Origin of the sequence: Halomonas daqiaonensis (genome assembly GCF_900109725.1) — a bacterium.
In the GTDB taxonomy this organism is placed as follows: domain Bacteria; phylum Pseudomonadota; class Gammaproteobacteria; order Pseudomonadales; family Halomonadaceae; genus Halomonas; species Halomonas daqiaonensis.
On record NZ_FOBC01000027.1, the window covers coordinates 20,136 to 46,451 of the forward strand.

Genomic DNA, 26,316 nt, shown 5'->3' on the forward strand with positions numbered 1-26,316 from the left:
CTCTGGTTTGTGCATCAGCGATCCAGCAGCCACATCACCGCCGAGAGCACCACGCTGATGATAATCATGGTGGTAATCGGGAAATAGAACGAGAAGTTCTCGCGGCGTATGGCGATGTCGCCGGGGAGCTGGCCCAGGGGCAGCCTGGAGAGCCAGGGCCAGAGCAGGCCCACAGCGATAACGAGCAGGCCGATCAGGATCAGGGTTCGGTTCATGGGTTCGCCTCCTTTCGCAATGATCTCACGAGTGCGGCAGGAGGCCCAACGGCAGCTCCTCTAGAAGCTCAGCTCGAGACCGGCGAAGTAGGTGCGTCCCGCGGCGGGTTCGTAATAGCGTCCTCCGAAGGAGTTGATGCGCACGTTCTCGTAATACTCCTCGTCCAGCAGATTGCGGACCCCCAAGTTGGCGCCCAGCCGAGTATTGCTGCCACCGAGGCGCCAGCTGTCGCCGCCCTTGAGGTGGAACAGCCAATGATCGTCGATCTTCACTTCGTTGGCGTTGTCGGCATAGTAGTCGCCGGTGTACTGGGCCTCGAGGGTGGCGAAGCGGTCACCGCTGCCGTACCAGGTCAGGCCATTGTGCCAAACCTGACGCGGCTGACCGGGCAGGCGATTGTCGGCGAAGTCGTTGTTGCCGTCATCGAACCGGTCGAAGCGATAGTCAGTCAGCGTCAGGGCGCTCGTCCAGCGCCAGTCCAGCGAGAAGCTCCAGTCCAGTCCCAGTTCGATACCGTCTCGGGAGGTCTTGCCGGCATTCTCGTAATAGGTCCTGCCGTCAGTGGCCTCGAAACCTATCAGTTCATCATCGACATTTACCGAGAAGGCCACCAACTCGTAGCCCAGGCCATTGCCGAAGATGCCACGAAGTCCGACTTCACGGTTCAGTGCCTTCTGGGGTTCGATCTCGGGGTTGAAGCCGCCGCGGCCGTCGGGGCGGGCGAACTCGGTGAAGGTCGGCGTCTCGAAGGCGTTGGCCACCGTGGCATAGACCTGGTGGTCGGGCTGGTAGCGGTAGCTCATCCCCAGGCTGCCGGTCCATTCACGAAAGGTGCGCTCGCCGCTGTCATCCTGGTCGTCGGTGAAGAAATGGTCGTCGATGTCCATGTGTACCTGGTCATGGCGGATGCCGGCGCTGAGATCCAGTGTCTCAGTGAGCCCCAGCTCCGACTGCAGGAAGACACCCGCTGAGGTGGCATTCTGCTGCTCATCGCCGGTGATGCCGGTAACATCACCCTGGGGATTCACTGAACGCCGACCACGATCGTCTTCCTGACGCGCCAGGTCGACGCCGGTGACATAACGCAGTGTCATGTCACCCACCGTTAGTGCCCCCGTGTAGTCGGCGCCTCCACCATAGTAGTTCCGCTCATAGTCGATCAGGCTGCTACCCGGAAAAGGCAGTTGCTGTTCGAAATCCCGGCGGCTGGCGAAGCCACGGATGTTGATTTCGCCGCCCAGGGCGTCGAGGTCTTCGTAGTGCAACCCGACCAGCTGCTGTTCCACGCTCTGCCCCGAATCCAGCGGGATTGCCACATCGCGCGCCTGGCGTCGATCCTCCTTGACCTCCTCGAGGGTCAGGGCACTGGGATCCTTGGCGGTGGGCATATCGAGGATATTGACCAGCGCTGACAGGGTCCGGTTATCATCCAGGCGATAACCGATGCGCGCATTGAGCAGCCGCTTTTCCACATCGCTCTGTTCGCGGTAGCCGTCGAAATCCAGCGCCGAGACACTCACGCTGTGCACCCAGTCGCCGGTTTCACCGCCATTACGCACTGAAAGCTTGCGAAAGTCGTCGCTGCCGCCCTGAAGCTTCAGGACAGGCGAGCGCGGCATCTCGCTGCCATCGCCGGTGGTGATGTCGATCACGCCACCTGCGGCATTGCCGTAGAGCACTGACGAAGGCCCGCGTATCACCTCGATGCGCTCGGCGCTGTCCAGGTCCACGGCATCGATCTGGGCTTGGCCGTCGGGCAGGGTGTAGGGAATGCCGTCGACACGGATATGCAGGCCGCGGATGCCGAAGGTGCCCCGGGCGCCGAAACCGCGGCTGGAGATGCGCTGGCCCTGGGCGAAGTTGTCGCGGTTCTGCAGGAAGACCCCGGGCACCCTGTCCAGGGCCTCATCCAGTCGAACACCTTGCTGGCCCTGCTGGATGTCCTCGCGGGTCAGGGTCGAGACAGCAACCGGGGTGTCGTAGAGGTCCCGCGCGAGTCGCGGCGCGCTCACCGTGATGGTCGGCAAGGCCTCGTCGGCTGAAGGGCCATCGTCCTCATCCAGGTTGCCGAGGCCTTCGGTGGCCTGGGCCCAGGAGAGGGTGCTCCAGCAGGCCAGCAGCAGGAAACTGGAACGATACGGCATGGGCTCATCCCTTATTGTGTTTTTGGTGAACGATCGATCCGGCGGCGAGTGGTTCTTGACATCAGGGTGACGGTCAGCGCCGGCAGGAAGGTCACCGTCACGAAGGCGGTGCCGAGCAGGCCGAAGAGTACTATGGCACCCACGCCGCGATAGAGCTCGGTGCCTTCGCCGGGCAGAAAGACCAGCGGCGAGAGCCCGCCGATGGTGGTCAGGGTGGTCATGGCGATGGGGCGCAGGCGGCTGGCCACGGCATCACGTACCGCCTGGCGCACGTCGGTGGAGGCCTCGCGCAGGTTCTCGCGGGCCTGGTGCACCACCAGGATGGGGTTGTTGACCACCGTGCCCATCAGGATCAGGAAGCCCAGCATGGTGATCATGTCGAAGGGCTGGCGGATCTCGGCGAGCCCGATGCTGGGCAGCCAGCCGCCCACCAGGTTCATCAAGGCCAGGCCTACGATGCCGCCGGCCGCTCCCAGCGGGATGGTAGCCAGGATCAGCAGCGGATAGCCCCAGTGCGCGAAGATGGCTACCAGCAGCAGATAGACGAGAGTCAGGGCGATCAGTCCGTTGTCCATCAGCGACACGCGGGTGGCATCCAACTGGTCGCCGGCACCGGTAAGGGTGATGTCGATGTGCCCCGGCAGTTCCCCCGAGGCGCGCAGGTGGTCGATCACCTCACGGTTCACCCGTTCTATCCCGGCTTCCAGGGGAACGTCGCGCGGCGGAATGATGTCGAGGGTTACGCTGCGCCGGCCATCCACGCGTCGTAGCGTGGCGGTAGCGACGGTCTCGCGAATCTCCGCCAGGCTGCTCAGCGGCAATGTGACACCCAGGGGCGTATGGACTGGTAGGTCGACGAGGTCGTCCAGATCGGTGTTCCCGATGTTGGGCCCATAGCCGTAGAGGTCGATCTTCTGGTCCTCGAGATAGAAGTTGTCCAGATAGGCACCGTCGGTGAGGGCGGCCACGGTGGTGCCCAACGCCTCGGCATCCAGCCCCAGTTCAGCGGCCCGATCCCAGTCCGGGTACACCTCGATCAGCGGCTGCCCCAGGGCCAGTGACGACGGCCGCGACTGGATGCGTGGATTGTCGAAAATCTCTTGCGAGCGTTCGTAGAGTAAGTTGGCGGCGGCGTAGAGCTCGGCGAGGTCGTTGCCGGCGATGTCCAGGGTGATGCTGCGCGTACCGCCGTCGTTGCTGGAGATGATCGAGCCACGCGCCGCGAAGGCGCGCATGTCAGGATAGGCCTCGAAGCGTTCGGTCAAGGCGTCCATCAGCGCCTCGATATGGTCCGGGTCGCGGGTCTCAGCGATGATCCGCAGGCTCTGCGCCTCCACTTGGGTGCCCATGGTGCGCATGGCAGGAACCTCGCTTCGGCCCTCGTCGAAATCGCGGGGATCGGCACCCACATGGGGGAGCAGTTCAGCCTGTATCTCCTCGGCAATGGCCGTCATCGTCGAGAGGTTGTAGCTCGCCGGGGCGTTCATGCTGGCGAAGGTCTTGGCCTCTTCGCCCTCCGGCAGGTAGGCGGCTGGCGGCGTCAGCCACACGAAGATCGCCAGGCCGCCCGCGATCGCCATGGCCATGGCCGCCCAACGCCGCACCGCGGAGGCGATCAGCACGTCGACCAGGCACAGGCAGCCGCGCATCCAGCGTGGCGTCTGCCCCTCGCCGGACGAGGCGCGGCCACGAAAGTCCAGGTGCGCGCCAAGCGTCGGTATCACGGTGATCGCCACCACCAGCGAGGCGAGGATCGAGGTGGCGATGGCCACGGCGATGTCGGAGTAGAGCTGGCCGGCTTCCTCCTCGATGAAGAAGATCGGAACGAACACCAGCACGGTGGTCAGGGTTGAGGCGAGCACCGCGGGCCAGACCTGCTGCACGCCCACCAGGGCAGCCTCGAAGCGATCGCGGCCACGGCGGCGCTGGGTCTCGATGCTCTCCAGCACCACGATGGTGTTGTCGATGGTCATGCCGATGGCGAAGGCGACACCGGCAAGCGAGATCACGTTGAGGGTGCGGCCGGCCAGCAGCAGCCCCAGGAAGGCGGCGATGGTACAGATAGGGATGCCGATCACGCCGGCCAGGGTAGCGCGCGGGGAGCGCAGGAAGGCGAACATCACCAGGGTAGCAAACAGCGCACCCAGGCCGAGATTGGTCCAGACATTGGCGATCGAGGCCTCGACATAGCGCGCGTCGTCGCTGGAGAGCGTCATGTGCAGGCCCTGCTCGGCGAACAGACCCTCGTTGAGCGACTCGACCTCGGCCAGCATGCGCCGCTTGATGTCAATGACATTGGAGCCGGGCTCGCGACTGACCTGGACGCTGAGCACCGGGTCGCCCTGGGAATCGAAGGAGCGCGAGGTCAGTTCGGCATGAGATAGCCTCACTTCGGCAACGTCGGACAGCCGCACCACGGCATCGCCGCGGCGCGTGAGGATCAACGACTCGAGTTCGGCGATGTCCTGGAAACGCCCTACCATGCGCAGCAGGTAGCGTCGCTTGCCGCTTTCCAGATCGCCGCCGGAGACATCCTGGTTGCGGGTCTGGAGGGCGGTACGAATGTCGTCGATGCCCAGCGCGTGCTTGGCCAGGGCATCGGGATCGATCAGCAACTGCACCTGCCGTGCGGCGCCGCCCGACACACCGATCTCCGAGACCCCCTCCACACTCTCCAGGCGAGGGCGGACATTGTCCTCCAGATAGTCGCGTAGCGCCGGCATGTCGAGATTGCGCGGATTGCCCTCACGGGGCGCCACGTTGAAATACATGAAGGCATTGGCCGAGAAGGAGGTGGCCACGATGCGGGGCTGGTCGACATTGGCCGGATAGGAGGGCACCTGACTCAAGGCGTTGTTGACGCGAATCAGCGTCTCAGTGAGGTCGATGCCGAAGGGAAAGTCGAGCTCGATCTCCGCTGCGCCGCTGGTGGCGGTGGATTCCATCCGCACCAGGTTGGGCACATTGCGCAGGTACTCCTCCTGCTCGATGAGGATATCCTTCTCGATGTCCTGGGGCGTGGCGCCGGGCCAGCGGGTCTCGATACCGATGGTGCGGACCTCCAGGTCGGGGATCATCTGCACGGGAATCCGCCAGATGGCGGCGATGCCCAGTATCAGCAGGATAAGCACCACGACGCTGACCAGGACGCCATGACGAATGATGGCCGCAAACATGGATTCAGTGCTCCTTCATTCGTCGTCCAGAATGAGCGGCTGGCCTTCTTCCAGGCGCTCGTTTCCCCTGAGGACGACGCGCTCACCGGCCTCGACGCCCTGCTGGATGGCGACCTGGCCCTCGTGGCTGGCGCCGGGGGTGACGCGTTGCTCGTTGGCGCGCCATTCGTCGTCCTCTTCACGGGCCAGCCAGACGCTGATGCTACCGTCCGGGCGGCGGATGAGGGCGTCGCGTGGCACCACAGGACCGCTCCCGTTCCTGAGCAGCAGCCGCCCCTGCACGGCCATGCCCGGCAGCATGGCCGGGGGGTTATCGAGCGTGGCGCGCAGCAGGAACTGGCGCGAGGACCCGTCCTCGAGCGGCACTTCGGCGATGGTTTGGGCCGAGAGCCAGTCGTCGCTCCCAGGAAGGCGGACCTCGAGCTCGGCGTCGGCGAGCCGGTGATGCAGGTCGAGGGGCACGGCAAAGTCGAGGGTCAGCCGTTCGAGGTCGATCAGCGTCAACAGCGGCGTACCTGGCGTCGCCCACTCACCGATGGCCACGTCGCGGTGGGTGAGCCTGCCGGCGAACGGTGCTTGCAGGCGGTGGCGTTCGAGCCGGACCTCGAGACGGTCGAGCTCGGCGAGGCGGCGCTCCAGCGTCGCCTCGGCGATGGCGACGTTGGTCTCGCGCTGACTCAGCTCGCTGCTGGCGATGTTGCGCCCTTCGCCGAGTCGGTTGCCTTCCCGTAGCCGCCGACGGGCGTTGTCCAGCGCCGCCCGGGCTTCGCCGACATCGGCGTCGGCGCTTTGTGCCTGAAGCGCGACCTCCTCGCCATCGATGGCCAGCAGCAGGTCGCCTTCCTGTACATGCTCGCCGAGCGAGACCGGCAACTGGGTGATGCGTCCAGCCACATCGCTGGAAAGATGCGCGGTTCGTGGGGCCGTCACGCTGCCGTTGATCGCGATCGTTTCCACGATGACGCGCTTCTCGATCCGGGCGGTAGTGACGCGAGCCTCCTGGGCCAGCAGCGGGGCGGCAAGCCCAAGCAACAGGCCCAGGGCGAGGAGGGAGCGCATGGGGCGAATGATGATCACGATTCTCCTTGTGAACTCGGGCGGCAAAAACTTCCCTGGGCCATGGTTTTCGCCGCTCAAACTTGAGCGATGCGCAGCTGCTGCAGCAATCCCTGCAGCGGGTGGGGTATAGCAGCGTCGGAGAACCGCTTTGCCTGGCTGCGGCAGGAGTAGCCGGTGGCCAGTAGCCTGCCGGCGTTGGCGTCATCCTCCACTACCGGCTGCCACGATTGGGCGTAGATGGTCTTGGAGGTCTCGCGGTTGCGTGCCTCGTGGCCGTAGGTGCCGGACATGCCGCAGCAGCCGGTGCTGACCAGTTCGAGCTCCAGGCCGAAGGCGGCGAAGACCTGCTGCCAGGCCTTGGGGCTGCCCGGGGCGTTGGTCTTCTCGGTGCAGTGGGAGAGCAGCCGGTAGCGCGGGTCATCCACGTCCAGGCCATTGGGGACCAGGGGGGTGGCCAGGGTCGTGGACTGAGCCAACAGCCACTCCTGCAGCATCAGCACCTCGGGTACAGCGTCCGGCCCCAGCGCCTTCACGTACTCCTGGCGATAGGTCAGGGTCATGGCCGGGTCGATGCCTACCAGGGGCACGCCGAACGCGGCCAGCGTTCGAAGACGCTTTGCCTGCTTCTCGGCGGTGCGTTCGAAGGCGCCCAGGAAGCCCTGGACATCGAGCGGCTTGCCGTTGGGCGCGTAGGGGGCGACGAAGACTCGCACGTCGAGGCGGCTGAACAGCTCGACGATGTCCATCACCAGCCTGGCCTCGAAGTAGCTGGTGAAGGCGTCCTGCACGAGCACCACGCTGCGTGCCTTCTGCGTCTCGGTAAGCAGGCCGAGCGACGTCGGCGTCGCTTCCGCTACGCCCCAGGCCGCCAGCTGCTTCTTCAGGCTGGCGCGGGAGAGCCGTGGGCTATCCACCATGCCGACGGGGCCAGCCAGCAGTCGGTTGACGAGGCGATTGCCCAGGGCGGCGTTATAGAGCGACGCGATCCAGGCAAGGCTGGGAGCGAGGAACTCCAGGCCGCCGATCAGGTAGTCGCGTGGCGGCCGCAGATAGCGGCCGTGGTAGAGCTCGAGGAAGCGCGAGCGCGAGTCCGGCACGTTGACCTTTACCGGGCACTGGCCGGCGCAGGACTTGCAGGCCAGACAGCCCGCCATGGCCTCGTAGACCTGGTGAGAGAAGTCCGCCTCACCGCGCCGCTTGGCCAGGGTGTTCCTGAGCCGCATGGGGAAATCCCTGATGAAGCCCCAGGTGCCTTCGGCCTTCTTCTTTCTCGACTCCTCGACCAGGTCGATATCGGCCTCGCCCTGCAGGCGCAGCCACTCGCGGATCAGGCTGGCGCGCCCCTTGGGCGAATGGACGCGGTCGCGGGTGGCCTTCCAGGAGGGGCACATGGCGTCATCGGGGTCGTAGTTGTAGCAGGCGCCGTTGCCGTTGCAGTAGACGGTGGCCGCGTGGGCCCGCCAGACCCGCTCATCGATGGTGCGGTCGAGCTGGCCTCGAGTGGGCACGCCATCGATAGCCAGCAGGCCCGGATCGACCAGCTTTATTCCCTGCTCCTCGACCGCTTCGACAGGCGTCGCGATCTTGCCGGGGTTCAACTGGTTATGGGGATCGAAGGCGGCCTTGATCCGCTGCAGGCTGGGATAGAGCTCGCCGAAGAACGCCGGCGAGTATTCGGAGCGCACCCCCTTGCCATGCTCGCCCCATAGCAGGCCGTGATACTTCTGCGTCAGCTCGACCACCTCGTCGGAGACCTCACGGATCAACCGCGCCTGTTCGGGGTCCTTCATGTCGATGGCCGGGCGCACGTGCAGCACCCCGGCGTCCACATGGCCGAACATTCCGTACTCGAGGCCCCGGGCGTCCAGGGCGGCGCGGAACTCGCCGATGAAGTCGGCCAGATGCTCCGGCGGCACCGCGGTATCCTCCACGAAGGGAATCGGGCGCTTCTCGCCCTGAACGTTGCCCAGTAGGCCCACGGCGCGTTTGCGCATCTCGTAGACGCGCTGGATCTGCTCGCGCCCCTCGGCCAGCGTATAGCCGAGGCGTTCGACGCTCGCATCTACCGCCAGATGGCGACAGAAGGCAGCGACCCGTTCGGCCAGCCGGTCGGGGTCGTCGTCATTGAACTCCACCAGGTTGATGCCGCGTACCGGCGTTTCCCCCGAGGGAAAGAATTCCGCCACGCTGTCCCAGACAAAGTCCTCCATGGCCAGCATCAGCACGGTGTCGTCCACCGTCTCGATGGAGGTGGGACGCGCCTGCGGCTGAGCTTGTGAAGAGCCCATGAGGGCCCGTGCATCGCGCAGGGCATCCATGAAGCCGGCGTAGCGCACATTGACCAGTGTCGAGTGCTTAGGGATCGGCAGAACATTGAGCACCGCCTCGTCGAGCAGGCCCAGCGAGCCCTCGGAGCCGCACAGCAGGCTGTTCATGTCGAGCCGGCCTTGCGAATCTCTCAGGTGTGCCAGATCGTAGCCCGTCAGGCAGCGGTTGAGAGGCGGAAAGGTGGCCTTTATCAGTTCGCCCTGGGTGTCGATGACCTCTCGCGCGGTGCGGTAGGCGCGGCCGCTGACGTCATCGCGAGCACACAGCGTCTCGAGTGCGTGCTCGTCCACCGGGTGGCTCACCAGCCGCTCGCCGCCCAGCAGTACGCTCTCGAGCTCGAGGACATGGTCGCGGGTCTTGCCGTACTCGCAGCTGCCCTGGCCGCTGGCATCGGTCGAGATCATGCCCCCGATGGTGGCGCGGTTGGAGGTGGAGAGGTCCGGCGCGAAGAATAGGCCATGGGGCTTCAGTGCGGCGTTGAGCTGGTCCTTGACCACCCCCGCTTGTACCCGTACACGGCGATTCTCCACGTCGATGTCGAGAATCCGGTTCATGTGCCGGGAAACATCCACCACCAGGCCGTCGGTGAGCGACTGGCCATTGGTGCCGGTGCCGCCGCCGCGGGGGGTGAGCACCACCTGGCGGTGCTCACCCCGACCGGCCAGTTGGGCGATGCGCTCGAGATCCTGCGTATGCCGGGGATAGAGCACTGCCTGTGGCAGCCGCTGGTAGATGGAGTTGTCGGTGGCCAGTACCGTGCGGGCCGCATAGTCCGGAGCGATTTCGCCCTCGAAGCCGGCAGCCTCGAGGGCATCGAGGAAGCGCAGGTAACGAGCGTCGAGGCCCTCGAGTCGGCGCGAGTCGGCGGTATCCAGTCGTGCAATCATGGTGTCGTGTTCAGTCTTGGCGCCACCACGGCAAGGCCGGGCGGGGGAGAGAGGGTGGCCCTACTCTACCCCGGTAGGCCGATGCGCGCACCCCGGCGCCGGGCGTGCGTGGCGCCCCTGCGGCCTTTTGCCTACAATGGGCGGCCTGTTTTCCAGCCGCCGCGTCCACGCGGCCGATACCTCCAATCACCGACTGCAACGGACCGGATTCCATGCTCGATCCCAAACTGCTGCGCAGCGACCTCGAAACCGTCGCTCAACGACTCGCCAAGCGGGGCTTTACCCTGGACATCGATCGCCTGTCGGCCCTGGAGTCCCGGCGGCGTGAGCTACAGGCCGAGACCGAGTCGCTGCAGAACGAGCGCAACACTCGTTCCAAGGCGATCGGCAAGGCCAAGGCGTCGGGCGAGGATATCCAGCCGCTGCTCGATGAGGTGAGCGACCTGGGCGATCGCCTGGATAGCGGCAAGGCGCGACTGGCCGAGGTGCAGGCCGAGTGGGACGATGCGGTCAGCGGCATTCCCAACCTGCCCCACGAGAGCGTTCCCGAAGGCGAGGACGAGAGCGACAACGTCGAGCTGCATCGCTGGGGAACACCACGCGAGTTCGACTTCGAGGTTCGCGACCACGTCGACCTGGGCGAACTGAAGGGCGATCTGGACTTCGACCTGGCCGTCAAGCTGACCGGGGCGCGTTTCGCGGTGATGCGCGGACCCGTCGCCCGGCTGCATCGGGCGCTGGCGCAGTTCATGCTCGACAAGCAGACCCTCGAGCACGGCTATGAGGAGTGCTATGTCCCCTACATGGTCAACGAGGCGTCCCTGCGCGGTACCGGCCAGCTGCCCAAGTTCGGTGAGGATCTGTTCAGGCTGGACGATGAACGCGGCTACCACCTGATTCCCACCTCCGAGGTGCCGCTGACCAACTTCGCCAGGGACGAGATCCTCGATGCCAAGACGCTTCCCATGCGGCTAACCGCCCACACACCCTGCTTTCGCAGCGAGGCGGGCTCCCACGGCCGCGACACCCGCGGCATGATTCGCCAGCACCAGTTCGACAAGGTCGAGATGGTGCAACTGGTGGCGCCGGAGACGAGTTATGCGGCGCTGGAGGAGATGCGCGGCCACGCCGAAGCGATTCTCCAGGCACTGGAACTGCCGTATCGTGTGGTGATCCTGTGTACCGGGGACATGGGCTTCGGTGCCGCCAAGACCTATGACCTGGAAGTGTGGTTGCCGAGCCAGGATACCTATCGCGAGATCTCCTCGGTCTCCAACTGCGAGGATTTCCAGGCGCGGCGCATGCAGGCGCGCTTCCGGCACCCCGAGCAGAAGAAACCGCAGCTCCTGCATACCCTCAACGGCTCCGGCCTGGCGGTGGGCCGCTGCCTGGTGGCCGTGCTGGAGAACTTCCAGAACGAGGACGGCTCGATCACCGTGCCCGAGGCGCTGCGGCCCTATATGGGTGGGGTCGATACCATCAACGCCTGACCCGGCTTACGGCTTGATTGCCCAGCTGACGCTGACGCCTGCCTGGATGGTGATGGTGCCTGGGCGGTATTCGGCCTGGGGCGCACTCTCGCGCGTATCGGCACTCATGGCCATCATCTGCGGCTGGAAGACCGGCGACCGGGTCTCGTTCACGTTGATCACCTCACCCAGTTCGATGTCCAGCGTCTCGGCCATTAGACTGGCCTTGTGGCGGGCCTTCTCCAGCGCCTTGACCAGCGCCTCGTCGGTAGCCCCGTCTCGGTCGGCCAGGTCATAGCTCACGCCATCCAGGGCATCCACGCCGGCCGCGGTCAGGGCATCGAGCAGCCTGGGCAGTTGCTCGAGATCATCGATCTGGACGCGAACAGGTCGCTCGAGGCGGGTGCGCACCAGCGTCTCGCGCTCCCCTTGCGCGCTACGCTCGCCCGGCAGGTGCTCGGGTTGCACATTCAGGGAGCCGGCATTTATCGCCTTGCGTTCCAGCCCCACCTCTTCCAGGGCGCGAATCAGGCTGGCGGCACGAGTTTCCAGCCTGTCGCGGGCCTCGCGAAGGGCATCCGGGTCGTTCGTCGACCCCTTGTGCTGGGCGATGGCCGGTGTGTGTTCCCACAGGCGGGCATTGAGCGTGGCGCGATCCGGCACCACGTGCAGTTCGGTCTCGGCCTGGACGTCCAGGCGGCTGGGCGTCTCCGCGGCGAGAGCATGGGACAGCATCGGCGGCGATACCGTGACCATCAGTATGGCCAGGGCCGGCACGAGCAGTGGTCGCAATGGGCGGGCAATCGGCATGTTTCTCTCCTTGTTGCGTAGCGCACACCTCGGCTTCGAGGCCGTGGACAGGGGATGGTTCCCGTGCTTTGCATTTCCCTCCTGCCCCGGCATCATGAATAGACTTCTAATGATCGTGAGTCCGGGTATGCCCCTTCCCCAAGACAATCAGCAGAGCACCATCCCCCTTAACCTGACCCTGGCATTGGCCGCCCTGGTGGTAATCGTCGCGGGCATGCGTGCGGGATCCAGCCTGTTGGTGCCGCTGCTGCTGGCGCTGTTTATCGCGGTCGTCTGCACTGCGCCCGTGCATTGGTTGCATCGTCTCGGGCTGGGCATGCGGTTGGCCGTATGGCTGACGCTGGTGGTGATCGGGGGTTTTCTCTTCCTGCTCGGCCTGCTGCTGGCCAACAGCTTCGGCACCTTCGTCGATGCATTGCCGGGGATCGAACAGAAGCTCTACCAGTACTATCTGGGATTCCTTGACGGCTTGGCCGGGCTGGGACTTGCCATCGATACCAATCGGCTGGCCGAACTGCTGGACGCCGAGCAGATCGGCGACTGGATTCCGGCGGTCCTAGGCGAGGTGGGCAACCTGATGATGCAGAGCGTCGTGGTGGCCCTGCTGGTGATGTTCCTGCTCTTCGAGACGCTCAACTTCCGCGACAAGGTCTCCCGCGCCCTGGTCAATCCGGCCCCTAGCCTGCGCCGCTTCAACGAGTTCAGCCTCACCCTCAAGCGCTACCTGGCCGTCAAGACGCTGATCAGCCTGGTAACCGGTGCGCTGATCTGGGTGGCCTGCAAGCTGGTGGGTGTGGAGTTTGCACTGTTGTGGGCGGTAATGGCCTTCGCGTTCAACTTCATTCCCAACATCGGTTCGGCCATCGCCGCCTTTCCTCCGGTGTTGCTGTTGCTCGTGGCTCCCGAGGGCGGTTTATTCGATGCGACGCTGTTGGCGGCGGCCTATCTGGGGGTCAACTTCGTGATGGGCAACATCATCGAGCCGCGGGTGATGGGAAGGGCTCTGGGGCTGTCGACTTTCGTGGCTTTCCTGTCGCTGGTGGTGTGGGGCTGGATCTTCGGTGCGGTGGGGATGCTGCTCTCGGTGGTGCTGACCATGACCCTGAAGATCGCCCTGGACAGTCATCCCGAGACCCGCTGGATCGCCCATCTACTGGGGCCGGGGGATGAGTCGCCGATCGAGAAGGCCGACCGCCCGATCTCCGAACGGGAGGAGGAATAAGTACGAGACGCAATGTAGGGACAGGAAACACCAGGGGCAGGAAACAACATCGCCCCAGGCATGGCCGGGGCGATAAGGCGTCCAGGGGGGCGTGAGATCAGGCGTTCTGATCGATGAACTGGGTCAGCTGTGACTTCGACTGTGCGCCGACCAGTGAGGCGACCTTGGTGCCGGACTTGAACAGCATCACTGTCGGCACCCCGCGCACGCCCTGTTCCGCGGCGATCTCGGGGGCATCGTCCACGTTGATGCTGACGACCTTGAGGTTGCCGTCACGCTCTTCGGCGACCTCGTCGACCACCGGTGCCATCACCTTGCAGGGACCACACCAGGGGGCCCAGAACTTCAGCAGGACCGGCGTATCGGCCTTGAGGACTTCCTGCTCGAAGTTGGCATTGGTGACATCGACGTTATTGGCCATGTGATTCTCCAGTTTCGTTGCGCTGCATCGAGCGGATGGGGTGACATGCAGGGCATGCCCGGTCGGACGATGGTAGCGGCCGACCGGAGTGCTGGCAAATCCCTTCCATGTAGCAGAGTTCATGAAAGCGGTTGCATCGGTTCGGCCAGGTTATGCTATAAAACGATCATGGGTAATTTTCTTATGTCTTACGGGTATTTTAAAGGCCCCGCGACACGCGAGGGAGGGCGGCCATGAAACTTCAACAGCTGCGTTACATTTGGGAGGTGTCGCGCCACAACCTCAACGTCTCGGCCACTGCCCAGAGTCTTTTCACCTCCCAGCCGGGAATCTCTAAACAGATCCGCCTGCTCGAGGACGAACTCGGTGTCGAGATCTTCGCCCGTAGCGGCAAGCACCTGACCCGCATTACCCCCGCAGGGGAGGCGATCATCGAACTGGCCGGGCAAGTGCTGAGGCTTGCCGAGAACATCAAGGAGGTCGCCCAGGAGCACAGCGATGAACGTCGCGGCAGCCTGGCGATCGCCACTACCCATACCCAGGCGCGTTATGCATTGCCCCCGGTGATCCGCGACTTCACCCGGGAGTATCCCGATGTCGCGCTGCACATGCAGCAGGGTACACCCAAGCAGATCGCCCAGATGGTCAGCGATGGCCAGGCCGACTTCGCCATTGCCACCGAATCTCTCGAGCTCTTCAACGACCTGGTGCTGCTACCCTGCTATCGCTGGAACCGCTGCGTTCTGGTACCCCAGGGGCATCCGCTGGCCGAAATGCAGACCCTGACGCTGGAGGCATTGGCGGCCTATCCGCTGGTCACCTATGTGTTCGGCTTTACCGGACGCTCTCAGCTCGACGATGCCTTCCGGGCCCGGGGGCTGACGCCCAACGTGGTGCTAACCGCCGCCGATGCCGATGTCATCAAGACCTATGTTCGGCTGGGCATGGGGGTCGGCATCGTCGCCCACATGGCCGTGGATGCCGAGCACGATACCGATCTGGTGGCGCTGGAGGCCGATCATCTCTTCGAGAGTTCCACCACCAAGATCGGTATCCGGCGCGGCACCTTCATGCGCGGCTACATGTATGACTTCCTTGAGGGCTTTGCCGTCCACCTGACGCGGGATCTGGTCGACGCGGCCCTTGCCGCTGGCCCGCGACACGAGGAAGTCCTCTTCAAGGATATCGAGCTGCCCGAGCGCTGAGCTGCCGTTTTGTCAGTCATCGCCGGTGATCGCACCGGCGATGGCCCCTCGCCATCAATGCTGCAGGTGCAGGCCGCACTCGCGCTTTTCCTCGACCTTGGTGGGGTCGAAGTAGTCGAAGTTGTTGGGCAGGTCATGCTCCTGCAGGTAGCGGTAGAGATCGCGAGCCGTCCAGTGAAGCAAGGGTGAAACCTTCAACAGGCCGTTCTCATTGCGACTCACTGGTGCCATGCGGGCGCGTTCCGGCGTGTCTTCGGCGCGCAGGGCGGTGAACCAGACATCCGGTGCCATCTCGCGCAGGGCGCGTTCGAAGGGTTCGAGCTTCACCTCTCGGGTGAAGGCGTCGTGGTGCGGATCCTCGATCCCCGGGGCAGGGCCTTCCAGTGCCTCTCGATGGGCCCTTGTGCGCCGTGGCAGGTAGCTCACAAGGTTGAGCTCCAGGCGCTTTATCAGGTCATCGGCGAACCGGTAGGTGGCCTCGGTATTGTAGCCACTGTCCATCCATACGATCGGAATATCCGGTTGCTGGCGCGTGACCATGTGCAGGATCACTGCCTCGAAGGGGCGGAAGTTGGTCGTGCAGATCGGCCGTTGCCCTTGGTCCAGCGCCCAGCGGATCAGGGCCTCGGGGTCGTTGCCGAGCTCCCGGTTGATGACATCGAGTTGCTGCGCCATTAGGGGCTCCCGGAGTGTTGCTCTTGAGTATGGGGCTACCCTAGCAGAGCCGGTGATGCCTTCCCCAATACCGATTCATTGGATATCTATTCCTTCAGGCAGTAACGGGCTGTCTTTTTATTCCATAAGAGGTCATTGTCAGCCGCGGACAAGGCCTGCATCAGGTGGCGGATCTTGTCCAGCGTCTCGGCGTATTCGTCTTCGCCCCGGGAGTCGGCGACCAGGCCTCCTCCGCCCCAGAGATGCAGCTTTCCTCCCTCGGCCACCACGCTGCGAATGGCGATGGAGGTATCCATCTGTCCCCGCACGTCCACGTAGCCGAGGCTGCCGCAGTAGGCGCTGCGCCGACTGGGTTCCAGTTCGTCGATGATCTGCATGGCTCGCACCTTGGGTGCACCGGTGATGGAGCCGCCTGGGAAGGCGGCGGCCAGCAGGTCCATGGGTCGCTGTCCTGTCGCCAGTTCGCCGATGATCACGCTCACCAGGTGGTGCACATTGGCGTAGCTCTCCAGGCCGCAGAGCTGTGGTACCCGTACGCTGCCCGGCCGGCACACCCGACCCAGGTCATTGCGCAGCAGGTCGGTGATCATCACGTTCTCGGCCCTGTCCTTGAGGCTCGCGCCCAGTTCACCGGCCAGCCGCCGGTCCTCCTCGGGTGTCGTGCCTCGCGGCCTCGTGCCCTTGATCGGGCGGGTCTCGACCCGCCCATCCCGGCAGAGCAGGAACCGTTCCGGTGAGAGCGAGAGGATCGCCTTGTCGTCCCAGGCCAGGTAGCCGGCAAAGGGGGTGGGCGTGGTATCGCGCAGGCGACGGTAGGCCGCCCAGAGGTCCCCTTCGAAGGGGGCGCTGAAGCGTTGGGCCAGGTTGATCTGGTAACAGTCGCCGGCGCGGATGTAGTCCTGCACGGTAGCAAAGCGAGCCAGGTAGTCGTCGCGGCTGAGCTCGGCGGTAAAGGGAACGGTAAGGCGGAAGTCCGCTGCCGGACGGGCCGGCGCGTTCAGCCACTCGGTTACCTGATGGCGGCGTGAGGCGCTGCTCACCAGCCAGCTTTCCCGGCAATCGTGGTCCTGGATCAGTGCCCAGTCATAGAGGCCGACCCGGCTGGCTGGCAGCTTGACCGTCTGTCGGGCCTGTCCTGCCACCGGTTCGAGTCGTTGCCCCAGGTCGTAGCTCCAGTAGCCGATCAACCCGCCGAGAAACGGTAGCCGGCTGTCCGGGACATCGCCGGGCAAGCGGTCTAGCAGCGCCTGCTGGGCGGCGAAGGGCGAGTGTGCCGCCAGTGTCGGATCACCCTGCACGCGGCCGGCGGCGTCGACCTCGAGCAGCGCGAGAGGGTCGCAGCTGAGGATGTCATATCGGCCACCCGGCGCCGTCGGGCGGCCGCTATCGAGCAGCACGGCACCGGGCCTGTCGCGCAGCGCAGCGAAGTACGCCAGCGGATCCTCGCGGTAGGGCAGGGGGGTGATCTCGATCGGTGGTGTCATCACGGCATCTTCCCGAAACAGACGCCCCATTCTAGGCATCGTGAGCCCTCTTGTCCCTCCCGCTGGCGTACCCGTCACGCTCTCGGCATGTCGCCTGGCGTCATCATTGTCGACATTGAAGGATAAGCGCTCCGGGTTGTCTACAACCAAAGGTTAAGCGCTTCTGCCCTTCCGGGCTGTTGACCCCGATGAGGGCAATGTCTACAGTTCTCTCACCACTTGATTGTCGACAATTCCCATGAACTCACTCGCACCGGAACACGCCACGCTCCCCGAAGTCCGCACTCTGGCGGAACGGGTCTTTCAGCAGCTGCAAGATGCCATCGTCAGGGGAGAGCTGGCTCCAGGCAGCAAGATCACCGAGCCGGGGTTGTCCAAGGCCTACGGAATCTCGCGCGGGCCTCTGAGAGAAGCCATGCGCCGTCTCGAAGGACATCGGCTGATCGAACGGGTGCCTCATGTCGGGGCCCGGGTGGTCAAGCTCTCCATGAAGGAGTTGCTCGAGCTCTTCGACGTGCGCGAGGCCCTGGAGAGCATGGCCGCCCGGCTCGCCGCCGAGCACATGACCCCCGGGGAGATCGCCGGGCTGCGTGAGGTGCTGGCCTTGCACGAGCGCCAGGCCGACCTGCGTCGCGGCGAGGCCTACTATCAGCGCGAGGGCGACCTGGATTTCCACTTCCGGATCGTCCAGGGCAGCCACAACAAGATGCTGATGGGCATGCTCTGCGATGACCTCTACTACCTGGTGCGGCTCTATCGTACCCAGTTCAGTGCCAGCGGCGCGCGACCCCAGCGCGCCTTCGTCGAACATCACCGCATCGTCGATGCTATCGAGGCCGGCGACACCGAGCTGGCGGAGCTGCTGATGCGCCGCCACGTCAGTGCGTCCCGGGCGAATGTCGTCCAACGCTATGCGGCATCCCTTGAACTGCAGGACAGTGAGACGCCCACCTGAGGCGCTCGGACAACATACGGAGACCTTTCATGACGCAACAGACCCCAGGTGCTCGCTTCCGAGCTGCCCTCGAGGCCAACCGCCCGCTGCCCATCCTCGGTACCATCAATGCTTACACTGCCTTGATGGCCGAACGGGTGGGTCACCAGGCCATCTACCTTTCCGGTGGTGGCGTGGCCAATGCCTCCTTCGGCCTGCCGGATCTCGGCATGACCACCATGAACGATGTGGTGCAGGATGCTCATCGCATCTGTGGCGCCACCGATGTGCCCTTGCTGGTGGACATCGACACCGGCTGGGGCGGCGCCTTCAACATCGCCCGTACCGTCAAGGAGATGCAGCGTGCCGGTGTGGCTGCCGTGCATATCGAAGACCAGGTCGCTCAGAAGCGCTGCGGCCATCGCCCCAACAAGGCGATCGTCTCCCAGGAAGAGATGGTCGACCGCGTCAAGGCCGCTGCGGATGCTCGCCTCGACCCGGACTTTTACCTGATCGCGCGTACCGACGCCTTCCAGAAGGATGGCCTGGATGCTGCCATCGAGCGGGCCAATGCCTGCATCGAGGCAGGGGCTGATGCTATCTTCGCCGAGGCCGTGCACACCCTCGATGACTACAAGGCGTTCTGCGAGCGAGTCGATGCGCCGATCCTGGCCAACATCACCGAGTTCGGGGCCACGCCGCTGTTCACTCAGCAGGAGCTGGGTGAGGTCGGTTGCCGCATGGTGCTCTACCCGCTGTCTGCCTTCCGCGCCATGAACGCTGCGGCGCTCAAGGTCTACCAGAGCATTCACGACAACGGCCATCAGAAGGACGTGGTCGACACCATGCAGACCCGCGACGAGCTCTACGACTTCCTCAACTATCACGACTTCGAGCGCAAGCTCGACGCGCTGTTCGCGGAAAAAGGTGGCGAGGCGTAACGCTGCCCGGCCACCAGCTCGACAAGAACCGACTTACTAGGAGACACCAGATGGCAGATAAACCCGTCAGCGGCGCCGGCCTGCGCGGCCAGAGCGCCGGCACTACCGCCCTGTGCACCGTCGGTCAGACCGGCTCAGGCCTGACTTACCGTGGCTTCGACATCAAGGAACTGGCCGATAAGGCCAAGTTCGAGGAAGTGGCCTACCTGCTGCTCAAGGGCAAGTTGCCCACCCAGGCCGAGCTCGATGCCTACGTCGCCAAGCTCAAGGGCATGCGTGGCCTGCCCCAGGCACTCAAGACCGTGCTCGAGCAGATCCCGAAAGACGCCCACCCGATGGACGTGATGCGCACCGGTGCTTCCATGCTGGGCAACCTTGAGACGGAAGAGAGTTTCGATGAGCAGCAGGACGTCTCCGACCGCCTGCTGGCCGTGCTGCCCTCGATCATCTGCTACTGGTATCGCTTCAGTCATGACGGCGTGCGCATCGAGACCGAGACCGATGACGCCTCGGTAGGTGGCCACTTCCTGCACATGTTGCGCGGCGAGCCGGCCTCCGAGCTCCATGCTCGCGTGATGAACGTCTCGCTGATCCTCTACGCCGAGCACGAGTTCAATGCCTCGACCTTCACCGCTCGCGTCTGTGCCTCGACCCTCTCCGACATGCACTCCTGCGTGACCGGTGCCATCGGTTCCCTGCGTGGCCCGCTCCACGGCGGTGCCAACGAGGCGGCCATGGCGATGATCGAGAACTGGCAGTCGCCGGACGAGGCCGAGAGCAAGATCATGGGCATGCTCGAGCGCAAGGACAAGATCATGGGCTTCGGCCATGCGATCTACCGCGAGTCCGATCCGCGCAATGCCATCATCAAGCACTGGTCCAAGAAGCTGTCCGAGGACGTGGGCGACAGCGTGCTCTACCCGGTCTCCGAGCGCGTCGAGGAAGTCATGTGGCGCGAGAAGAAGTTGTTCTGCAACGCCGACTTCTTCCATGCCAGCGCCTACTACTTCATGGACATCCCCACCAAGCTGTTCACGCCGATCTTCGTCTGTTCGCGCGTCACCGGCTGGTGCGCTCATGTGTTCGAGCAACGTGCCAACAACCGCATCATTCGTCCGAGTGCCGACTACGTGGGCCCGGAGAAGAGCGAGTGGGTGCCCATCGAGCAGCGTGACTGATCGACTGCGGCCGCCAGGACGGCCTAAGGGCCGTCCTGTCCAATCCCCGTCACGTGCCAGTTGTCAGTGAGAGACCCCAGACGCCATGAACACCGAATATCGTAAATCGCTTCCCGGCACCGAGCTGGACTACTTCGACGTGGGCGCGGCCGTCGAGGATATTCAGCCCGGTGCCTACGACACCCTTCCCTATACCTCACGAGTGCTGGCCGAGCAGCTGGTTCGCCGCTGCGAGCCGGAGATGCTCACCGAGTCGCTCAGGCAGTTGATCGAGCGTCGGCGTGACCTGGATTTCCCCTGGTACCCGGCCCGCGTGGTGTGCCATGACATCCTCGGCCAGACGGCACTGGTCGACCTCGCCGGCCTGCGTGATGCCATCGCCGAAAGAGGTGGTGACCCGGCCAAGGTCAACCCGGTGGTGCCGACCCAACTGATCGTCGATCACTCGCTGGCCGTCGAGCACGCCGGCTTCGATCAGGACGCCTTCGACAAGAACCGCGCCATCGAGGATCGTCGCAACGAGGATCGCTTTCACTTCATCGAGTGGACCAAGACCGCGTTCGAGAACGTCGACGTGATTCCCGCGGGCAACGGCATCATGCACCAGATCAACCTGGAGAAGATGTCACCCGTGATCCAGGTGCGCCGCGATGAGCAGGGCAAGCAGGTGGCCTTCCCCGACACCTGCGTGGGTACCGACAGCCACACCCCGCACATCGATTGCCTGGGCGTGATCGCCGTGGGTGTGGGCGGCCTCGAGGCCGAGACTGTGATGCTGGGTCGTCCTTCCATGATGCGCCTGCCCGACATCTTCGGTGTCGAGCTCACCGGCAAGCCTAAGCCGGGCATCACCGCCACCGATATCGTGCTGGCCATCACCGAGTTCCTGCGCAAGGAGCGCGTGGTCGGGGCGTATCTCGAGTTCTTCGGCGAGGGAGCCAAGAGCCTGACCATCGGCGACCGCGCGACCATCTCCAACATGACGCCGGAGTATGGTGCCTCGGCGGCGATGTTCTACATCGATGAGCAGACCCTCGACTATCTCACCCTCACCGGGCGCGAGCCGGAGCAGGTAGAACTGGTCGAGACCTACGCCAAGCAGGTCGGCCTGTGGGCCGACAGCCTGACGGAGGCCCAGTACGAGCGCGTGCTGACATTCGACCTCTCCTCTGTCGAACGCAACCTGGCCGGTCCTTCGAATCCCCATCGCCGCCTGCCTACCAGCGCCCTGCACGATAGCGGTATCGCCAAGGACCTTGACAAGGCCCGGGCGGAAGAAAAAGCGGGCAAGATGCCCGATGGCGCGGTGATCATCGCCGCCATCACCAGCTGCACCAATACCTCCAACCCACGCAATGTGGTGGGTGCCGCCCTGCTGGCCAAGAAGGCCAACGAGCTCGGCCTGATTCGCAAGCCCTGGGTGAAGTCCTCCTTCGCTCCCGGCTCGAAGGTCGCGCGCCTCTATCTGGAGGAGGCTGGCCTGTTGACCGAGCTGGAGAAGCTCGGCTTCGGCATCGTTGCCTATGCCTGTACCACGTGCAACGGCATGTCCGGCGCCCTGGATCCCGATATCCAGCAGGAGATCATCGACCGCGACCTCTACTCCACCGCGGTGCTCTCCGGCAACCGTAACTTCGATGGTCGTATCCACCCCTACGCCAAGCAGGCCTTCCTGGCCTCGCCAGCGCTGGTGGTGGCCTACGCCATCGCCGGTACCGTGCGCTTCGACATCGAGAAGGACGTGCTGGGTACCGACCAGAACGGCAACCCGGTGACGCTCAAGGACCTCTGGCCCTCCGACGAGGAGATCGACGCTATCGTCGGCGAGTTCGTCAAGCCGGAGCAGTTCAAGCAGGTCTATATCCCGATGTTCGACCTGGACGCCTTCGAGAAGGCCGAGAGCCCGCTCTACGACTGGCGTCCGCAGAGCACCTACATCCGTCGCCCGCCCTACTGGGAAGGCAACATGGCGGCCGCGCGAGCGCTGAAGGGCATGCGCCCGCTGGCGATCCTGCCGGACAACATCACCACCGACCACCTGTCGCCGTCCAACGCCATCATGATGGACAGCGCCGCGGGGGAATATCTGCACAAGATGGGCCTGCCGGAGGAGGACTTCAATTCCTACGCGACCCACCGTGGAGACCATCTCACCGCCCTGCGGGCCACTTTGGCGAACCCCAAGCTGTTCAACGAGATGGTGCGGGACGAGAACGGCGAGGTGAGGCAAGGGTCGCTGGCGCGCATCGAGCCGGATGGCGAGGTCACCCGCATGTGGGAGGCCATCGAGACCTATATGGATCGCGGCCAACCCTTGATCGTCATCGCCGGTGCCGACTATGGCCAGGGTTCGTCGCGTGACTGGGCGGCCAAGGGCGTGGCCCTGGCCGGTGTGGAGGCGATCGTCGCCGAGGGCTTCGAGCGCATCCACCGCACCAACCTGATCGGCATGGGCGTGATGCCCATCCAGTTTCAGGAGGGGACGACCCGCCATACCCTGCAGCTGGATGGCACCGAGACCTATGACGTGGAAGGTGCCCTGGCCCCCCGTGCGACACTAGAGCTGGTGATTCACCGCAAGACCGGCGAGGTCGACCGAGTGCCGGTCACCTGTCGCCTGGATACCGCCGAGGAGGTTTCCGTCTATACGGCTGGCGGCGTGCTGCAGCGCTTCGCTCAGGACTTCCTCGAAGGTGCAAAGAGTGAGGAGGTGGCGGGAGCATGAACCAGATCCGGATTCCTGCCACCTATATGCGTGGCGGTACCAGCAAGGGCGTCTTCTTCAAGCTCACGGATCTGCCGGAAGCTGCCCAGGTAGCCGGCGAGGCCCGTGATCGCCTGCTGATGCGGGTGATCGGCAGTCCCGACCCTTACCAGAAACAGATCGATGGCATGGGGGGAGCGACTTCCAGCACCAGCAAGACGGTGATCCTGAGCAGGAGCGAGAGTCCCGATCACGACGTGGACTACCTGTTCGGCCAGGTCTCCATCGACAAGCCCTTCGTCGACTGGAGCGGCAACTGCGGCAACCTTTCCGCAGCGGTGGGGCCCTTCGCGATCAGCAATGGCCTGGTGGACCCGTCGCGTATCCCGGAGAACGGCCCAGCCGAGGTGCGGATCTGGCAGGCCAATATCGGCAAGACCATCGTCTCCCGTGTACCGATCACTAACGGCCAGGTCCAGGAGACCGGGGATTTCGAACTGGACGGGGTAACCTTCCCTGCTGCTGAAGTGCCGGTTGCCTTCAAGGACCCGGCGGACGGCGAGGGCGCCATCTTTCCCACCGGCAACCTGGTTGATGAGCTTGAGGTGCCAGGCATCGGCCGACTCAAGGCGACCATGATCAACGCGGGTATCCCGACCGTCTTCCTCGATGCCGCCGATATCGGCTATACCGGTACCGAGTTGCAGGAAGCCATCAACGGCGATGTTAAGGCGCTGGGGATGTTCGAGACCATTCGCGCTTACGGAGCAGTGCGCATGGGGCTGATCGGTGACGTCAGCGAGGCAGCAGCCCGCCAGCATACCCCCAAGGTGGCCTTCGTGGCGCCTCCGGGCGACTATCTCTCCTCGAGCGGAAAGCAGGTCAACGCGCAGGAGATCGATCTGCTGGTACGCGCGCTCTCCATGGGCAAGCTGCACCACGCCATGATGGGCACCGCGGCGGTCGCCATCGCATCGGCCGCTGCCATCGAGGGGACTCTGGTCAACCTGGCTGCCGGTGGCGGCAAGCGCAATGCAGTGACCTTCGGTCATCCTTCCGGCACCCTGGGAGTGGGCGCCGAGGCCAGCCTGGTGGACGGCCGCTGGGTGATCGATGAGGCGGTGATGAGCCGCAGTGCCCGTGTGTTGATGGAGGGCTTCGTGCGAGTGCCCGGCGATAGTTTCTGAGCAGAGATCGCTGGAAAATTGTCATCGCCCCGGGTCCTGAGACTCGGGGCGTTTTCTATAGTGGTAGGGTGTAATCTCAAGCGACAGCAGGAGAAAAGCATGAGTACCGTGGAAGCCAATGTGCGGCCGGATTATGACGCCGAACTACAGAAGATCGCCGATTATGTCCTCGGCTTCACGATCGACAGCGGCGAGGCGCTGGACACCGCCCGCCATTGCCTGATGGACACACTGGGCTGTGGCCTGCTGGCGCTGCGCTTTCCTGAGTGCACCAAGCACCTCGGCCCTCTGGTGGAGGGCACCGTGGTGCCCCATGGCGCTCGCGTTCCGGGGACCTCGTTTCGACTGGATCCCGTCAAGGCGGCCTGGGACATCGGGGCCATCATCCGCTGGCTCGATTACAATGATACCTGGCTGGCCGCCGAGTGGGGTCATCCCTCCGACAACCTGGGGGGGATCCTGGCCATCGCCGATCATCTTTCCCAGAAGCGACTGGCCCAGGGCGAATCGCCGCTGTCCATGCGCGAGGTGCTGGAGGCCATGATCATGGCCCACGAGATCCAGGGCATCCTGGCGCTGGACAACTCCTTCAACCGCGTCGGCCTCGATCATGTGGTACTGGTCAAGGTGGCCTCGACCGCGGTGGTGGCCAAGCTGATGGGCGCCGGTCGCGAGCAACTGCTCTCGGCACTCTCCCATGCCTGGGTCGACGGCCAGAGCCTGCGTACCTACCGCCATGCCCCCAATGCCGGCTCACGCAAGAGCTGGGCCGCCGGCGATGCCACATCACGGGCGGTGCGCCTTGCCGATATCGCCATGCGCGGCGAAATGGGTATACCCGGGGTGCTGTCCGCCCCGCAGTGGGGGTTCTATGACATCCTGTTCAGCCATACCAACAAGAATTTGGCACTCAAGCCGGAAGCGGAGCGAAAGTTTACCTTTCAGCGCGAGTTCGGCACCTACGTGATGGAGAACATCCTGTTCAAGATCTCCTTCCCGGCCGAGTTCCACGCCCAGACGGCCTGCGAGGCCGCCGTCACGTTGCATCCTGAGGTCAGGAACCGTCTGGAAGAGATCGACCGCATCGTGTTGACCACGCACGACTCGGCGATACGTATCATTTCCAAGGAGGGAGGGTTGGCGAACCCCGCCGACCGAGACCACTGTCTGCAGTACATGACCGCCGTACCCCTGATCTTCGGCAACCTGACTGCCGAGCACTACGAGGACGAATTCCACGAGGCGAACCCGCTCATCGATGAGCTGCGCGCCAGGATGGAGGTGGTCGAGGATGAGGCCTATTCGAGGGATTACTACGATCCCGAGAAGCGCTCCATCGCCAATGCCATCCAGGTCTTCTTCAAGGACGGTAGTGCCACGGAGAAGGTCGAGGTCCACTACCCGGTAGGCCATCGCCGCCGCCGTGCCGAAGGGATCCCGTTGCTGGTCGACAAGTTCCGGCGCAACCTGGCGACCCGTTTCCCGTCCGGCCGCTGCGAGGAGATACTCGAGGTGTGCGAGGAACAGGCGCGCCTGGAGAGTACCCCGGTCAATCGTTTCGTTGATCTCTTCGTGATCTGAACATCCGCAGGGCCCGTCGCCATCCGGACTTCGCACGGCAGGGAGTACGGGAAAATCAACCGTCCTGGTTGCGACTCGAAGGGTCCCGAGGCGACTCTCCGGAGCGGCGTTGGCGGCGATCATGGCGCGTCGCGAGATGATGGACTATATTTTCTGACGCACAGGGGTTGCGTGTTTCAGCTGAAGATCGTAAAGTACGCATCCGCTGCCGGCGACGGGCAACGTTGCAGGCGGTGATGATCGGCGGAAGTGGTTGTTTCTGTTTGGGTTTTTCGAAACGCCCCGCAGGGTTGACAGCGCCAGCCGATCACGTAGAATACGCCTTCCTCGCAGGGCGCTGACGAGCCACCTGGTGGCACGCCAGCAAGCGAGACGCTCCTCTTGTTCTTCGAGAGATCAGAGCCGCTCTTTAACAATCGATCAGGTAATTCATGTGGGCGCTTGTCGGGATGTTGGTGACCAGTCACTGAAACATTCAAGGCAAGCGACTCGTCAAGGATCTTCGGATCCTTTTGAGAACGTTTAGACCTTGAGCCAAGTTTGGTGTGCTTAACGCACCGATGATTTTAAACTGAAGAGTTTGATCATGGCTCAGATTGAACGCTGGCGGCAGGCCTAACACATGCAAGTCGAGCGGTAACAGGCCCTTCGGGGTGCTGACGAGCGGCGGACGGGTGAGTAATGCATAGGAATCT

18 protein-coding genes and 1 rRNA gene are annotated in these 26,316 nt (G+C 64.2%); 10 read left to right on the top strand and 9 right to left on the bottom strand.

What is annotated here, in order from left to right; translation table 11 throughout:
• Positions 1-14: 14 nt before the first annotated feature.
• Genes BMY30_RS16360 through ydiJ form a run of 5 tightly spaced genes read right to left on the bottom strand, consistent with a single transcriptional unit; the run spans position 15 to position 9,810 of the window.
• Complete coding sequence (locus BMY30_RS16360) at positions 15-215, bottom strand: DUF2905 domain-containing protein (protein ID WP_089715686.1); 201 nt, start codon at positions 213-215, stop codon at positions 15-17.
• Positions 216-275: 60 nt separating this feature from the next.
• Positions 276-2,360, bottom strand: coding sequence for a TonB-dependent receptor family protein (locus BMY30_RS16365; RefSeq protein WP_089715688.1), 2,085 nt, complete (start codon positions 2,358-2,360; stop codon positions 276-278).
• 11 nt (positions 2,361-2,371) lie between these two features.
• Positions 2,372-5,536: an efflux RND transporter permease subunit gene (locus tag BMY30_RS16370; protein WP_089715690.1), complete on the bottom strand. Its 3,165-nt coding sequence runs from the start codon at positions 5,534-5,536 to the stop codon at positions 2,372-2,374.
• A gap of 15 nt (positions 5,537-5,551) precedes the next feature.
• Positions 5,552-6,613: an efflux RND transporter periplasmic adaptor subunit gene (locus BMY30_RS16375; protein ID WP_244516253.1), complete on the bottom strand. Its 1,062-nt coding sequence runs from the start codon at positions 6,611-6,613 to the stop codon at positions 5,552-5,554.
• 56 nt (positions 6,614-6,669) lie between these two features.
• Positions 6,670-9,810 (bottom strand): D-2-hydroxyglutarate dehydrogenase YdiJ, encoded by a 3,141-nt coding sequence (gene ydiJ, locus BMY30_RS16380; protein WP_089715692.1) that lies wholly within the window; start codon positions 9,808-9,810, stop codon positions 6,670-6,672.
• Between the two features lie 212 nt (positions 9,811-10,022).
• Between ydiJ and serS the strand changes: the two genes are divergently transcribed.
• Complete coding sequence (serS, locus tag BMY30_RS16385) at positions 10,023-11,300, top strand: serine--tRNA ligase (protein WP_089715694.1); 1,278 nt, start codon at positions 10,023-10,025, stop codon at positions 11,298-11,300.
• A 6-nt stretch (positions 11,301-11,306) separates the two neighbouring features.
• On the opposite strand, the gene BMY30_RS16390 is transcribed toward serS, so the two are convergent.
• The gene (locus BMY30_RS16390; RefSeq protein WP_089715696.1) at positions 11,307-12,089 is read right to left on the bottom strand and encodes an SIMPL domain-containing protein; all 783 of its coding nucleotides are present in this window, start codon (positions 12,087-12,089) and stop codon (positions 11,307-11,309) included.
• A 127-nt stretch (positions 12,090-12,216) separates the two neighbouring features.
• On the opposite strand from BMY30_RS16390, the gene BMY30_RS16395 reads away from it, so the two are divergent.
• Positions 12,217-13,311 (top strand): AI-2E family transporter, encoded by a 1,095-nt coding sequence (locus BMY30_RS16395; protein ID WP_089715722.1) that lies wholly within the window; start codon positions 12,217-12,219, stop codon positions 13,309-13,311.
• Between the two features lie 97 nt (positions 13,312-13,408).
• Here BMY30_RS16395 and trxA read toward each other — a convergent pair whose 3' ends face one another.
• Positions 13,409-13,732 (bottom strand): thioredoxin, encoded by a 324-nt coding sequence (trxA, locus tag BMY30_RS16400; protein ID WP_089715698.1) that lies wholly within the window; start codon positions 13,730-13,732, stop codon positions 13,409-13,411.
• A 233-nt stretch (positions 13,733-13,965) separates the two neighbouring features.
• Here trxA and cysB point away from each other — a divergent pair, with 233 nt between their 5' ends.
• Positions 13,966-14,937, top strand: coding sequence for an HTH-type transcriptional regulator CysB (gene cysB, locus BMY30_RS16405; RefSeq protein WP_089715701.1), 972 nt, complete (start codon positions 13,966-13,968; stop codon positions 14,935-14,937).
• Positions 14,938-14,991: 54 nt separating this feature from the next.
• Here the strand turns inward: cysB and BMY30_RS16410 are convergent, their stop codons facing one another.
• Positions 14,992-15,612, bottom strand: coding sequence for a phosphoadenosine phosphosulfate reductase domain-containing protein (locus BMY30_RS16410; protein ID WP_089715703.1), 621 nt, complete (start codon positions 15,610-15,612; stop codon positions 14,992-14,994).
• Positions 15,613-15,698: 86 nt separating this feature from the next.
• On the bottom strand, positions 15,699-17,096 hold the full coding sequence (gene pabB / locus BMY30_RS16415) for an aminodeoxychorismate synthase component I (protein WP_089715725.1): 1,398 nt from the start codon (positions 17,094-17,096) through the stop codon (positions 15,699-15,701).
• A 238-nt stretch (positions 17,097-17,334) separates the two neighbouring features.
• Between pabB and BMY30_RS16420 the strand changes: the two genes are divergently transcribed.
• The 7 genes from BMY30_RS16420 to BMY30_RS16450 all read left to right on the top strand — a co-directional run.
• Complete coding sequence (locus tag BMY30_RS16420) at positions 17,335-18,051, top strand: GntR family transcriptional regulator (RefSeq protein ID WP_089715704.1); 717 nt, start codon at positions 17,335-17,337, stop codon at positions 18,049-18,051.
• A gap of 29 nt (positions 18,052-18,080) precedes the next feature.
• Complete coding sequence (gene prpB, locus BMY30_RS16425; protein WP_089715706.1) at positions 18,081-18,971, top strand: methylisocitrate lyase; 891 nt, start codon at positions 18,081-18,083, stop codon at positions 18,969-18,971.
• A 50-nt stretch (positions 18,972-19,021) separates the two neighbouring features.
• On the top strand, positions 19,022-20,149 hold the full coding sequence (gene prpC, locus BMY30_RS16430; RefSeq protein WP_089715708.1) for a bifunctional 2-methylcitrate synthase/citrate synthase: 1,128 nt from the start codon (positions 19,022-19,024) through the stop codon (positions 20,147-20,149).
• An 85-nt stretch (positions 20,150-20,234) separates the two neighbouring features.
• Positions 20,235-22,874, top strand: coding sequence for a Fe/S-dependent 2-methylisocitrate dehydratase AcnD (gene acnD, locus BMY30_RS16435; RefSeq protein WP_089715711.1), 2,640 nt, complete (start codon positions 20,235-20,237; stop codon positions 22,872-22,874).
• Positions 22,871-24,040 (top strand): 2-methylaconitate cis-trans isomerase PrpF, encoded by a 1,170-nt coding sequence (prpF, locus tag BMY30_RS16440; protein WP_089715713.1) that lies wholly within the window; start codon positions 22,871-22,873, stop codon positions 24,038-24,040. The genes acnD and prpF overlap by 4 nt, the downstream gene beginning before the upstream one ends.
• 99 nt (positions 24,041-24,139) lie before the next feature.
• Complete coding sequence (gene prpD / locus BMY30_RS16445; protein ID WP_089715716.1) at positions 24,140-25,621, top strand: 2-methylcitrate dehydratase; 1,482 nt, start codon at positions 24,140-24,142, stop codon at positions 25,619-25,621.
• A gap of 568 nt (positions 25,622-26,189) precedes the next feature.
• A 16S ribosomal RNA gene (locus BMY30_RS16450) occupies positions 26,190-26,316 on the top strand; the annotation flags it as partial.